Below are 11,882 nucleotides of genomic sequence, written 5' to 3' on the forward strand. Positions count from 1 at the left end.
CCGTTGCGCCCAGCCGCCGGATTGCTGCTGGACTGTCAGTCGGCACGCGCGCGAACACCGAACCGCGGTCTTCGCTCATCGTGCCCCCGGATGCGAAGCAACATTTGGCCCGCACCGGACGTACGCGTGAGCCTCGATCAAAAACCTTAAAATAAGCGCTTTCGCTCGAAATCACGCGCAAAAACGCGCGCCGGTGGCGCGCGCAAGAACTCTTAGCGACGAATGTTGTGCTTCTCGAGCAGCGCCTTGTACCGCGCCTCGTCCCTCTTCTTGAGGTAGTCGAGCAGCGAACGGCGAGTCGAGACCAGCTTCAAGAGACCACGACGCGAATGGTTGTCCTTCACGTGGGTCTTGAAATGGTTGGTCAGGTTGTTGATGCGTTCCGACAGGATCGCGACCTGAACCTCTGGCGAGCCGGTGTCGCCGGCCTTGTTGGCATTCGTCTTGATGACTTCCGCTTTGCGTTCTGCGGCAATCGACATCGTCAATTTCTCTCGTTGCGACCGGTTGAGGCAGTCAAGCCGGTCAGGTTGAACACACGCTTGGGGATGATTTCGCCGTTGCCGACTTCAGCAAGCGCCAAAAGACGGCCTGCTACCGTGACATAGACTGTGCCGCTACTTGTGGGCGCATCCCGTCCGCGCAACAAAACGGCCTGGCCCCGATGGAGCCTTGCCGCATCAGCCCGAGTGACGGCCAGTGCCGGGATGTCGTCCAGCGCGGTCTCAACGGGCATCAGCGCGTCGGCGAGGCTTCCCTCGCCGGACGCGGCTCTATCGCACAAAGCCTCCAGCTGATCCAGTGGAATCATGTCATTTTCGCCAAACGGGCCGACCAGGGTCCGCCGCAGCGCGCAGATATGGCCGAAAGTGCCCAGAATCCGGCCCATATCGCGGGCGAGCGCCCGGACATAGGTACCCTTGCCGCACTCGGCCTCGAACACGGCCCGGTCGTTATCCGGTTGATCAACAAGGGTTAAATGGTGAATTTCGACCGGGCGGGGCGCCAGTTCCACGATTTCGCCGTCACGGGCAAGGTCATAGGCCCGCTCGCCCTGGACCTTGATCGCCGAATAGCGCGGCGGAACCTGCTCGATCACCCCGGTGAAACGGGGCAAGAGGGCTTCGATGGCCTCACGGGTCGGGCGCTGGTCCGAGGTCGCGGTGACCTGGCCTTCGATGTCGTCGGTGTCGCGCTCCGCCCCCCAGCACACGGTGAAGCGGTAGCGCTTGCGGCCGTCCATGACGAAGGGAACCGTCTTGGTGGCTTCGCCGAGCGCAATCGGAAGACCGCCCGAGGCGAGCGGGTCGAGCGTGCCGGCGTGGCCGGCGCGCTTGGCGTTGAACAGACGCTTGAGCACGGCCACGGCTTGCGTCGAGGTCATCCCGATCGGTTTGTCGAGCACGACCCAACCGTGCACGTCGCGCCGGTCGCGGCGCGGCTGATTGCCCTTCTGCTTATTGGCGCGCGGATCGTTGTTGACGCGACGCGCCTCCTGATGCGGCTGAGCATCGGCATCTGCAAAATTATTTTTCTGCAGGTCGCGCGTATCGGCCTCTTCGCTGCCGATCGTGCCGTGAGCCGGGTCCATCATCATTGTTCTTCTTCCCGATCCGAGTCCGGATCCTGTTCCAGGTCCTTCTGCACCGCAGGTGTTCGCAAAAGCTTCTCGATCCGTTCCGCCTCGTCGAATCGTTCGTCGACGCGGAAGCGAAGGTCAGGTGCAAATTTCAGGTTAACGCGCCGCGCGACTTCGCCGCGCAGGAATTTCTTGTTGCGATCGAGCGCAGTGATGACGAGCTCGGTGTCGCGGCCACCAAGCGGCATCACGTAGATTGTCGCGAGCTTCAGGTCGGGCGACATCCGCACCTCCGGCACGGTGATGATGTGACCTTCGAGGTCCGCATCATGCACACCGCCTTGCGCCAGAATCTCGGCTATCGCGTGGCGAACCTGCTCGCCGACGCGCAGCTGACGCTGCGAGCCGCCGGGCACGGAACTTTTCTTCTGATGATGGCGCGGCATAGTCGAAAATCACCTCGTCGTGCCCGCGTTTGGGACACGAGCATTGTCATTTGTCCTGTTGGAACGAATGAGGCGTGGATGGCCGGAAAAAATCCGGCCATCGCACTCCCGCAATTTCAGCTCAAAAAGATCCGGGCGCTTCGGTAAGATTTGGACTTACAGGGAGCGCTGGATCGTCTCCACGCGATAACACTCGATCACGTCACCGGCACGCATGTCGTGATAGTTCTCGAAGGCCATGCCGCATTCCTGACCGGACTGGACTTCCTTCACTTCGTCCTTGAAGCGCTTCAGCGTCGACAGCTTGCCTTCGTGCACGACGACGTTGTCGCGGATCAGGCGCACATTGGCGCCGCGTTCCACGGTGCCGTCGGTGACGCGGCAGCCGGCAACCTTGCCGACCTTGGAGATGTTGAAGATCTCCAGGATCGAAGCATTGCCCAGCATGGTTTCGCGCAAGGTCGGCGCGAGCAGGCCGCTCATCGCCTTCTTCACGTCGTCCACGAGGTCGTAGATGATGTTGTAGTAGCGGATCTCGATGCCGTTGCGCTTGGCGGCCGCAGCCGCTTCCTTGTTCGCACGAACCGAGAAGCCGATGATCGCGGCGTTAAAGCCTTCCGCGAGCGTCACGTCGGATTCCGAGATGCCGCCGACGCCGGCATGCAGGATGCGGGCTGCGACTTCGTCGGTGCCGAGCTTCTCCAGCGAGCCGAGGATCGCTTCCAGCGAGCCCTGCACGTCGGCCTTGATGATCAGCGGGAATTCCTTGCGGCCCGCCGTCTTCAATTGCGACATCATCTGCTCGAGCGAGCCGCGCATGCCGGAGATCGAGGCAGCCGCGTTCTCGCGCTTCTGGTGCGCGCGGTAGCTCGTGACCTGGCGGGCGCGGGCTTCGTTCTCGACGACCGCGAGACGATCGCCGGCTTCCGGCGGACCGTTGAAGCCGAGTACTTCGACCGGCACCGAGGGGCCGGCTTCCTGCACCGTCTCGCCCTGATCCGAGATCAGCGCGCGGACACGGCCCATTTCGGCGCCGGCGACGATGATGTCACCGACCCGAAGCGTGCCGCGCTGGACCAGCACGGTCGCGACCGGACCACGGCCGCGATCGAGCTTGGCTTCGATCACGGTGCCTTCGGCCGGACGCTCCGAATTGGTCTTCAGGTCGAGGATGTCGGCCTGAAGCGCGATCATCTCGAGCAGCTTGTCGAGATTGGTCTTGTTCTTGGCGGACACTTCGACGTCGACGACGTCGCCGCCGAAGGATTCCACCTGCACCTCGTGCTGGAGCAGCTCGGTGCGGACGCGCTCGGGCCGGGCATCGGGCTTGTCGATCTTGTTGATGGCAACGATGATCGGCACCCGCGCCGCCTTGGCGTGGTTGATGGCTTCGACGGTCTGCGGCATCACGCCGTCATCGGCCGCGACCACCAGCACGACGATATCGGTGACCTTGGCGCCACGGGCGCGCATCGCGGTGAACGCGGCGTGGCCGGGCGTGTCGATGAAGGTGATCTTCTTGCCGCTCTCGGGCGACAGCACCTGATAAGCGCCGATATGCTGGGTGATGCCGCCGGCTTCGCCGGACACCACGTTGGCATGTCGGAGCGCGTCGAGCAGCGAAGTCTTGCCGTGGTCGACGTGACCCATCACGGTCACCACAGGCGAGCGCGTCTCGGTATCGGTGGAATCGTCGGTGGCGTCGAACAGGCCTTCCTCAACGTCGGACGCGGCAACGCGCTTAACGGTGTGGCCGAGCTCTTCGGCGATCAGCTGCGCGGTGTCGGCGTCGATCACGTCGGTGATCTTGTGCATCGCGCCCTGCTTCATCAGCATGCGGATGACATCGACCGCGCGCTCGGCCATGCGGTTGGCGAGTTCCTGGATGGTGATCGCTTCCGGAATGATCACCTCGCGGATCAGCTTTTCCTTCGGCTCGTTCGAGACGTGGCCCTTCAGGCGCTGGGTGCGGCGACGGAACGAGGCGATCGAGCGCTCGCGCACCTCGTCGGCGTTGAGCGCGGTGACGACGGTCAGTCGGCCACGCTCTTTCTGTGGGCCAGGCTTATGGGTCGGCTTGGGCGCGACCACAGGACGCGCGGCGCCGCCGGGGCCGCGACGGATCTGGCGCGGACCGTCATCTTCGTCCGGTCCGGCTGCGACACCGGGGGCACGAGCCGCCGGAACACCCGGCCGCGCCGTGGTGGTGGTGGCCGGGCGAGCGGTCGTCGTCGCTCCCGGTCGCGTCGTGGTCGGCGCGGGACGCGGAGCGCTGGTCGCCGGGGCGGCGGTTGCCGCGGGACGCGCGGCCGATGCTGCCTGCTCGCCTTCGCCAAAACGCTTCTTGGCTTCGGTCTCGGCCTTGCGCTTGGCCTCGTCCTCGTGACGGTGGCGCTCTTCCTCGGCCTTGCGGCGGGATTCGGCGGCGTCGCGCTCGGCGCGCTCGGCGGCCTCGCGAACGGTGCGGCGCTGGGCCTCTTCCTCGGCCTGGCGGCGCTCTTCGACTTCGCGCACCTTGGCGTCCGCGAGCGCGCTGGCGCGCGCGGAACGTTCGTCCTCGGTGAGCGTGCGCAGCACCACGCCGGAACCGGCGTTGCGCGGCGGTGCCGGGCGTGACGGGGCGGGCGCAGGTGCAGCCGGTGCCGGCTTTGCAACAACCGTCGGCGCCTGCGGCTCAGGGCTACCGTCGATACGGCGCTTGCCACGCTTCTCGACCACGACCTGCTTGCTGCGGCCATGGCTGAAGCTCTGGCGCACAGTGCCCGTTTCGACGCGCGGCTTGAGCGATAGCGTCTTGCTCGGAACGCTCAGCTTCTTGTCGTCAGGGGTCTTGGTATCAACCATTCAGCAGTCCTAATCCTGATTTATCAGTGTTGTGCGTTGCCGCACCGTCCTATTGGGTCGTCGTTATCTTCAGAAATCCTGGCCGGGCTTTTCGGCAGTCTTGTCAGCGTCCGCCATCCGGTATCGGACCAGCATCTGGCTACGTGACAGGAATGACTTGCTCGCCGGGCCCGCGAGCAGGGCAGCATGTATCACATTTGACCGGGTAAGTGCCAAATCCAATTCTATCGATTTCAGGGCCGTGACGACGGGAATCTGCGGCTCGGCACCGCGATTTCCGGCATTTTGACGCGCCAGCATGTCCAATTTGCGGATTCCGTCCGCGGCCCCGTCGCTGGCGTGGATCAGGACCTCGACCGTGCCTTCCCGCAGGGCGCTTTCGACCTTGCCGAAGCCGGCAACGATCTGGCCCGCCTTGGCGGCAATCCCAAGGGCTTCGGTCACGCTCCGAACCAGGAGCGCATCGATGTCGGCGGGAAGCGTCTGGGGAATGCGCAGATCGCGCTTGAAGGCTTTAGTAAATTGGTGACGACGGACGGCTTCCGCAACCACCTGTCGCGATGCCGTGACCCACATGCCCCGTCCGGGCAATTTACGCTTGAGATCGGGAACTATGTCGCCTTGCGGCGAGACGACGAAGCGGATCAGCTCGTCGATCGGCCGGACCTCGCGGCTGACAGCGCACATGCGCATGGTCGCGGACCTTTCGGTCCGCGGTCCATGGTCGAGTTCGTTGTCAATGCTGGCAAGCATCCGGGCGACATTCTCCTTTGCCCTTAAGCCGGCTGATCTTCGGCCGCCTCAGCCTCTTCGGCCGGCTTGGCGAGGTCAGCCTCGGTGATCCAGCCGGCCTTGACGCGGGCCTGCATGATCATGGCTTCCGCATCATCGCGGGAGACGCCGAGGCCATCGAGCGCGCCGGCGAATTTGGTCTGCTCGCCGCCTTCCTTGCGCTCGGTCCAGCCGACCAGATCGTCGGTGGCGCAGCCGGCGAGGTCCTCGACCGACTTGATGTCGTTCTCGCCGAACTTCACCAGCATCTTCGACGTGACGCCGGGCACGTCCTTGACGGCGTCCTCGACGCCGAGTTCCTTGCGGCGGGCCTCGATCTCGGCTTCCTGCTGATCGAGATATTCGCGGGCACGGGTCTGCAGTTCCTGCGCGGTTTCCTCGTCAAAACCCTCGATTCCGGCGAGCTCCTTGAGATCGACCATCGCGAGTTCCTCGACCGAGGTGAAGCCCTCGGACGCGAGCAGCTGGCCGACGACTTCGTCGACATTGAGCGATTCCATGAAAACGCGGGTGGAGTTCTCGAAGTCGGCCTGGCGGCGCTCCGATTCCTCCTGCTCGGTCAGGATGTCGATGTCCCAGCCGGTGAGCTGCGAGGCGAGACGGACGTTCTGGCCGCGGCGGCCGATCGCGAGCGAAAGCTGGTTGTTGGTGTCGGGCACCACGACCTCGATGCGTTCGCGGTCTTCGTCGATGACGACCTTGGAGACTTCGGCCGGCGCCAGCGCGTTGACCACGAAGGTCGCGATGTCGGGCGACCAGGGAATGATGTCGATCTTCTCGCCCTGCAGTTCGTTCACGACGGCCTGCACGCGCGAGCCGCGCATACCGACGCAGGCGCCGACCGGATCGACGGAGGAATCGCGGGAAATCACGCCGATTTTCGCGCGCGAGCCCGGATCGCGGGCGACCGCCTTGATCTCGACGATGCCGTCATAGATCTCAGGCACTTCCTGCGCGAACAGCTTTGCCATGAACTGGGGATGGGTGCGGGACAGGAATATCTGCGGACCGCGGGTCTCGCGGCGGACGTCGAAAATGTAGGCGCGGACGCGGTCGCCGTTGCGGAACACTTCGCGCGGCAGCATCTCGTCGCGGCGGATGATGGCTTCACCGCGGCCGAGATCGACGATGACGCTGCCATATTCGACGCGCTTGACGACGCCGTTGACGATGTCGCCGATGCGGTCCTTGAATTCCTGGTATTGCCGGTCACGCTCGGCCTCGCGCACCTTCTGCACGATCACCTGCTTGGCCGATTGCGCGGCGATGCGGCCGTATTCCAGCGGCGGCAGGGTGTCGGCGATGGTGTCGCCGACCTGGGCGCCGGGATTGGCGCGCTGCGCATCGACCAGCGAAATCTGGTTGGAGTGGTTCTCGACCTTCTCGACCACCAGCATGTGGCGCGACAGCCGCAGCTCGCCCTTCTTCGGGTCGATCTCGGCGTGAACGTCAGTCTCGCTGCCGTAACGGGCCCGCGCGGCCTTGGCGATGGCATCTTCCATCGCCGCGATGACGATGCCACGGTCGATCGATTTCTCGCGGGCGACGGCGTCGGCGATCTGGAGCAATTCAAGTCGATTGGCGCTGACTGCCATGGCTAGTCTCCTTCGTCAGGCTCGATCTCGCCGCGCCGCGCACGTTCGGCAGCAAGGCGATGTTTCTTCGTATTGGCCGGAGCCGGCTTCTTTTTCGGCTTGGTGTTCTTGGTGGTCTTCGCACTGATCTCCGCGTGCGGTGCCTGCGGCGGCGCGATGCCGAGATCGCGGCGCATCTTGCGCTCCTCGGCCTTGCCGCGGCGCATGGATTCCGCGATCAGCTCATCGGTCAGCACCAGCCGTGCCTCGCCGATATCCTCCATCGTCAGGAGCACGTTGGCATCGTCGTTCGGCTTGGCGTCGTCGCGATGCAGATGCACGCGGTCGCCTTCGACAGCACCGAGCGTGCCACGGAACCGCTTGCGCCCCTCATGGGCGACCGCCATGTCGATCTTCACCAAATAGCCGGAATAGCGCTCGAAATCGGAGCGGCGCACCAGCGGACGGTCGATCCCCGGCGAGGAGATCTCCAGCCGATAGGCGCGATCGATGGGGTCGGCGACGTCGAGCACGGGCGACAGCGCCCTTGAGATCGCCTCGCAATCCTCGAGCTGCATCGAGCCGTCCGGCCGCTCGGCCATGATCTGCACGGTGCAGCCGGATTCCCCGGAAATACGGATCCGCACCAGGCGATAACCCATGCCCTCGAGCACCGGAGCCGCGACCGCAGACACCCGCGCCGCCGCGCCCGGCTCGACCACGAGCCTCGGCTCGGCCAGCAACTCGGCATCGGTGGAACCAGTGTTCGGTTCGGTCATATCAGGGGTCAAGGCGCTCGATAGTCTCGATGGTTAAGGCTTGGTTAAAACGTCAAAGCCCGCTTCGGAACTTTCCCGACACTCCGTCGGGCCGCATCTTCCGCCAAGCCGCGTTCAGGTAATAAAAAAGAGCGGGTCCTTTCGGGCCCACTCTCACTACGCGGATCGTATGAGAAGATGAATTGGCGCTGATATAGCCCTTTCCGCCTGCCCGGACAAGGCCCATCGCAGCCGGATGCGGGCTTTTTGCGACCCGGCAGGCCCCCCGGGAGCAACGCTTCTTTCACGAAACGGGCCTAAATTTCCCGGTTGTGGGGCGGCTTGAGCTTATGGCGCGCCCACGGCGTGCCAGAATCCGAGTTGCGTTTTATGACCGTTGCCACGTCGCTCATTCCCGGACTGGACGATATCGTCAAACGCGGCGATCCGCGTCGTCGTGGCGAGATCGCGAGCGCCATTGCCGCGCTGTTCTTTCAGGACGCCTCAAAACTCCGTCCCGAGCTCGTCGATCTCTTCGACAATCTCCTGATCGATCTCGTCCCGCATGCGGAGCTTGCCTCGCGCGTCGATCTCGCCGAGCGCTTCTCGCGGCTGGACAATGCGCCGCCTCATCTGGTCGGCCAGCTCGCTCGTGAAAACGAAATCCTGGTGGCGGGTCCGGTGCTGCGCCGTTCGCCCGTGCTCGATGAAGCCGCGCTCGTCGAGATTGCCCGGCTGAAGGGCCAGGGCCATCTGCTGGCGATGACCGAACGGCCGACCCTGTCGACTGAGATCACCGACGTGCTGGTCGAGCGCGGCGATCGCGACGTGGTGCGTCGCGCCGCCGGCAATGCCGGTGCGATCTTCTCAGCCGGTGGCTATTCGGAGCTGATCAAGCGCGCCAGCCAGGATGGCGTGCTGACGCTCAAGATCGGCCAGCGCGAAGATCTCTCCGGCGAGCATCTCAAGGAACTCCTGGACGGCACGCTCGATGTCATTCGCCGTCGCCTGTCCAGCGTGGTCAATCCGACGCGCCAGGTCGAGATCAAGCGCGCCATGGCTTCGATCGAGGAAGCAAAGCTGCCGCCCGGCCCGCGGCGCGATTTCTCCGCCGCGCAACGTACGGTGCTTGGCCTGCATCGCGGCGGCCATCTCGGCGAAAGCGCGCTGCTTGGTTTTGCCAAGGCGCACAAATACGAGGAATCGGTCGCCACGCTCTCGGCGATGGCCGGCGTCAGGCTTTCGATGCTCGATCGCCTGATCGCGGGCGACCGCTACGATCCGATCCTGATCCTCGGCCGTGTCCTGAATCTCGGCTGGCCCACGGTGCGCGCGCTGATCCTGATGTGGTACGGGCCGCATCGCATGCCGGCCGATGCCGATCTTGAGCAAGCCCGAACGAATTTCACCCGCCTGATGCCGGCGACCGCCGAGCGCGTCGTGAATTTCTGGCGCAACCGGCGAACGATCTAGCTTCGGCGAAATCGCAAGTACGCCGCCTTGCGTCCTTCGCGCGCGGCTTTTCGTCCATAGCGCGTCATGGTGTAGCCGGCCCAGGGCTGACGAAAATCATCGGCGCGTTCCGCAAGCCATTGAAAGTCCGGCGCGCGTGCAAGATGCGACAGCGTCCAGGCGCAGTAATCGTCGATATCGCAGACGAAACGGAATTCACCGCCCGACTTCAGCACGCGCGCCATCGCGACGATCGTCCGGTCCTGAACGAAGCGCCGCTTCCAGTGTCGCCGCTTCGGCCAGGGATCGGGGTGGATCAGATCGACCCGCGACAGCGAGGCGTCCGGGAGCCACGCCAGCAGTTCGGCGGCATCGCCGGCGAACAAGCGGATGTTGGCGATGTTGGCGGCCTCGATCTGCGCAAGGATCTTTGCCATGCCGTTGACATAGGGCTCGCAGCCGATGAAGCCCGTCGTCGTGAAGTTTTGCGCTTCCGCCGCGAGATGCTCGCCCCCGCCGAAGCCGATCTCGAGCCGGATGTCTTCGGCCGCGGGATCGAAGATCTCGGCGGCGTCCGCCGGCCTCTCCGTCGTGATGTCGAGCGCAAGATGCGGCAGCAGATGATCGACCAGCTCGGCCTGGTGTTGCCTGAGCTTGTGGCCCTTGCGCCGTCCGAAGAAGGCGCGCTCGCCGTCGGCGCGATCAGGATCTGATTTGCGTTCGCTCATCGCAGCGTCTGGTACAGGCGATGGAGCAGCCGCGCGCGCGGCTCGAGCGAGGAGACGTAGAGCTGCTCATAGTGAGTATGCGCGCCCTTGCCGTCGACGCCGAGCCCGTCGAGCGTGCCGGTGTACGGCGCGGTGAAATTGCCGTCGGAGCCGCCGCCCGTGTGGGTGTCGATCAGCTCGAAGCCGATCTCTGCGGCGATGGTCTTGGCGTGCTCATAGAGCGAGGCACCCGCGTTGCCCTTCTCGTAAGGAGGACGGTTGAGCTCGCCGGTGACGGTGACGGTCACGCCGTCGGTCTTCGAAGTCAGTCCGAGGATCTTGGCGACGAATTCTTCGGCATCGTTGAAGCTCGGCACGCGCAGATCGACTTCGGCATAGGCCTCTTCCGGCGTGACGTTGGGGCGCGTGCCGCCGCGCACCACGCCGACATTGACGGTGACGCCGCGCTTCAGGTCGTTCATCCCTTCTAGCGTCTGGATCACGTTGGCGAGCTCGCGCACGGCGCTGCGGCCGTCTTCGGGCCGCGAGCCGGCATGCGCGGGCACGCCCTTGATGTAAATCTTGAATCGTCCGACGCCCTTGCGTCCGGTGACGATCTTGCCGCCGTCGCGCGCCGGTTCCGTCACCAGCACATATTTGGCCTTGCGCCCTTCCGCCTCGATCAGCGCGCGCGAGGTCGGGCTGCCGATCTCCTCGTCGGAGGTGAACATGTGGGTGATGCCGAGCGGCGGACGCTCGGGCGCAGCGCAAAGCTCGCGAAAGGCGTGATAGGCGATGTAGGCGCCACCCTTCATGTCGTAGATGCCGGGACCGAACGCACTGTCGCCTTCGACCTTGAAAGGCAGGCGTTGGATGAAGCCCATGGGATGAACGGTATCGAGATGGCTGAGCACCAGGATACCGGGCCGGTCCTGACCCCAGGTCGAACGCACCACGAGATGATCGCCGCAGCCATCGACGCCGGCGACGCGTTCGAGCGTGACGGGCAGATCGCGGTAATGGTCGGCAACCACGGAGACCAGCCTGTTGACCTGGTCAGGCACTTCCGTCGGCGTCTCGATCTCCACCCAGCGGCGGATACCAGCGAGAATAGTTTGGGAATCGAACGAATTGGAGTTCGCCATGTACGTATCTGTGCCTTCGAATCGCATCATCTCAGCGGAGGCGCGCTGAAGAGCGCCCGCAAATGACGACATAGGCCAGATTTGGCGCAGTCTCAAATCGGAATGAGGTGGCGCCTCAGCGCTTGTCCGGGCCTTCGCGGGCGGCGATCTGCTCGACGAGATCGACGATCGAACGGCGCAGCTTCGAATCGGTGATTCGCGTGAACGCCCTGGTCAGCGCGAGCCCTTCGGAGGTCGCGAGGAAGTCGGAGACATAAGAGGGCGATGCACCTTCCGCGAAGCCGTTGGGCCCGGCGACGCCGCTCGGTCCGCCCTCGAACAGGAACGACACCGGCACCTGCAGAATCTCGGCGATCTGCTGGATTCGGCTTGCACCGACGCGGTTCGTGCCCTTCTCGTACTTCTGAATCTGCTGGAAAGTCAGGCCCAAAGCTTCACCGAGCTTTTCCTGACTCATGCCCAACATGATGCGGCGCATGCGCACGCGACTGCCGACATATTTGTCAACAGGGTTGGGCGCTTTCGACATTTCCTCAGCCCTCCAAACACCACCGTCGGCGCAATAGAAGTATTGCCTCAGGTGAC

The 11,882-nt window shown here is 64.3% G+C and carries 11 protein-coding genes; 1 reads left to right on the forward strand and 10 read right to left on the reverse strand.

All coding sequences use genetic code 11. The features are described 5' to 3' along the window. Positions 1 to 212 precede the first annotated feature (212 nt). The 7 genes from rpsO to rimP all read right to left on the reverse strand — a co-directional run bounded on the left by rpsO (position 213) and on the right by rimP (position 8,014). Complete coding sequence (gene rpsO / locus FXB40_RS17735; RefSeq protein ID WP_008131787.1) at positions 213 to 482, reverse strand: 30S ribosomal protein S15; 270 nt, start codon at positions 480 to 482, stop codon at positions 213 to 215. 2 nt (positions 483 to 484) lie between these two features. Further along, positions 485 to 1,597, reverse strand: a complete 1,113-nt coding sequence (gene truB / locus FXB40_RS17740; RefSeq protein WP_148773478.1) for a tRNA pseudouridine(55) synthase TruB — start codon at positions 1,595 to 1,597, stop codon at positions 485 to 487. Beyond that, positions 1,594 to 2,025, reverse strand: a complete 432-nt coding sequence (rbfA, locus tag FXB40_RS17745; protein WP_148773479.1) for a 30S ribosome-binding factor RbfA — start codon at positions 2,023 to 2,025, stop codon at positions 1,594 to 1,596. Before rbfA ends, truB begins: the two co-directional genes overlap by 4 nt. Before the next feature lie 156 nt (positions 2,026 to 2,181). Then, positions 2,182 to 4,869, reverse strand: a complete 2,688-nt coding sequence (gene infB, locus FXB40_RS17750; protein WP_148773480.1) for a translation initiation factor IF-2 — start codon at positions 4,867 to 4,869, stop codon at positions 2,182 to 2,184. Between the two features lie 69 nt (positions 4,870 to 4,938). After that, positions 4,939 to 5,622, reverse strand: coding sequence for an RNA-binding protein (locus tag FXB40_RS17755; protein WP_148773481.1), 684 nt, complete (start codon positions 5,620 to 5,622; stop codon positions 4,939 to 4,941). A gap of 23 nt (positions 5,623 to 5,645) precedes the next feature. Further along, complete coding sequence (nusA, locus tag FXB40_RS17760; RefSeq protein ID WP_148773482.1) at positions 5,646 to 7,256, reverse strand: transcription termination factor NusA; 1,611 nt, start codon at positions 7,254 to 7,256, stop codon at positions 5,646 to 5,648. A 2-nt stretch (positions 7,257 to 7,258) separates the two neighbouring features. Continuing rightward, positions 7,259 to 8,014 carry a ribosome maturation factor RimP gene (gene rimP, locus FXB40_RS17765; protein ID WP_148773483.1) on the reverse strand — a complete coding sequence of 252 codons (756 nt, stop codon included), beginning with the start codon at positions 8,012 to 8,014 and terminating at the stop codon, positions 7,259 to 7,261. Positions 8,015 to 8,383: 369 nt separating this feature from the next. Here rimP and FXB40_RS17770 point away from each other — a divergent pair, with 369 nt between their 5' ends. Further along, entirely contained in the window at positions 8,384 to 9,466 is a 1,083-nt protein-coding gene (locus tag FXB40_RS17770; RefSeq protein WP_148773484.1) for a DUF2336 domain-containing protein, read from the forward strand. Here FXB40_RS17770 and trmB read toward each other — a convergent pair. The 3 genes from trmB to FXB40_RS17785 all read right to left on the reverse strand — a co-directional run bounded on the left by trmB (position 9,463) and on the right by FXB40_RS17785 (position 11,826). Beyond that, positions 9,463 to 10,173: a tRNA (guanosine(46)-N7)-methyltransferase TrmB gene (trmB, locus tag FXB40_RS17775; RefSeq protein ID WP_148773485.1), complete on the reverse strand. Its 711-nt coding sequence runs from the start codon at positions 10,171 to 10,173 to the stop codon at positions 9,463 to 9,465. The two genes, FXB40_RS17770 and trmB, sit on opposite strands and share 4 nt — an antisense overlap. Beyond that, positions 10,170 to 11,327: a M20 family metallopeptidase gene (locus FXB40_RS17780; RefSeq protein WP_148773486.1), complete on the reverse strand. Its 1,158-nt coding sequence runs from the start codon at positions 11,325 to 11,327 to the stop codon at positions 10,170 to 10,172. The genes trmB and FXB40_RS17780 overlap by 4 nt, the downstream gene beginning before the upstream one ends. A gap of 85 nt (positions 11,328 to 11,412) precedes the next feature. After that, positions 11,413 to 11,826 carry a helix-turn-helix domain-containing protein gene (locus tag FXB40_RS17785; protein WP_148773487.1) on the reverse strand — a complete coding sequence of 138 codons (414 nt, stop codon included), beginning with the start codon at positions 11,824 to 11,826 and terminating at the stop codon, positions 11,413 to 11,415. Positions 11,827 to 11,882: the final 56 nt, after the last annotated feature.

Source organism: Bradyrhizobium rifense (assembly GCF_008123425.1).
Lineage (GTDB): Bacteria > Pseudomonadota > Alphaproteobacteria > Rhizobiales > Xanthobacteraceae > Bradyrhizobium > Bradyrhizobium rifense.

Coding starts and splice junctions, on each gene's coding strand:
- rpsO (WP_008131787.1), bottom strand. CDS start 482: ATGTCGATTGCCGCAGAACGCAAAGCGGAAGTCATCAAGACGAATGCC.
- truB (WP_148773478.1), bottom strand. CDS start 1,597: ATGATGATGGACCCGGCTCACGGCACGATCGGCAGCGAAGAGGCCGAT.
- rbfA (WP_148773479.1), bottom strand. CDS start 2,025: ATGCCGCGCCATCATCAGAAGAAAAGTTCCGTGCCCGGCGGCTCGCAG.
- infB (WP_148773480.1), bottom strand. CDS start 4,869: ATGGTTGATACCAAGACCCCTGACGACAAGAAGCTGAGCGTTCCGAGC.
- FXB40_RS17755 (WP_148773481.1), bottom strand. CDS start 5,622: ATGCTTGCCAGCATTGACAACGAACTCGACCATGGACCGCGGACCGAA.
- nusA (WP_148773482.1), bottom strand. CDS start 7,256: ATGGCAGTCAGCGCCAATCGACTTGAATTGCTCCAGATCGCCGACGCC.
- rimP (WP_148773483.1), bottom strand. CDS start 8,014: ATGACCGAACCGAACACTGGTTCCACCGATGCCGAGTTGCTGGCCGAG.
- FXB40_RS17770 (WP_148773484.1), top strand. CDS start 8,384: ATGACCGTTGCCACGTCGCTCATTCCCGGACTGGACGATATCGTCAAA.
- trmB (WP_148773485.1), bottom strand. CDS start 10,173: ATGAGCGAACGCAAATCAGATCCTGATCGCGCCGACGGCGAGCGCGCC.
- FXB40_RS17780 (WP_148773486.1), bottom strand. CDS start 11,327: ATGATGCGATTCGAAGGCACAGATACGTACATGGCGAACTCCAATTCG.
- FXB40_RS17785 (WP_148773487.1), bottom strand. CDS start 11,826: ATGTCGAAAGCGCCCAACCCTGTTGACAAATATGTCGGCAGTCGCGTG.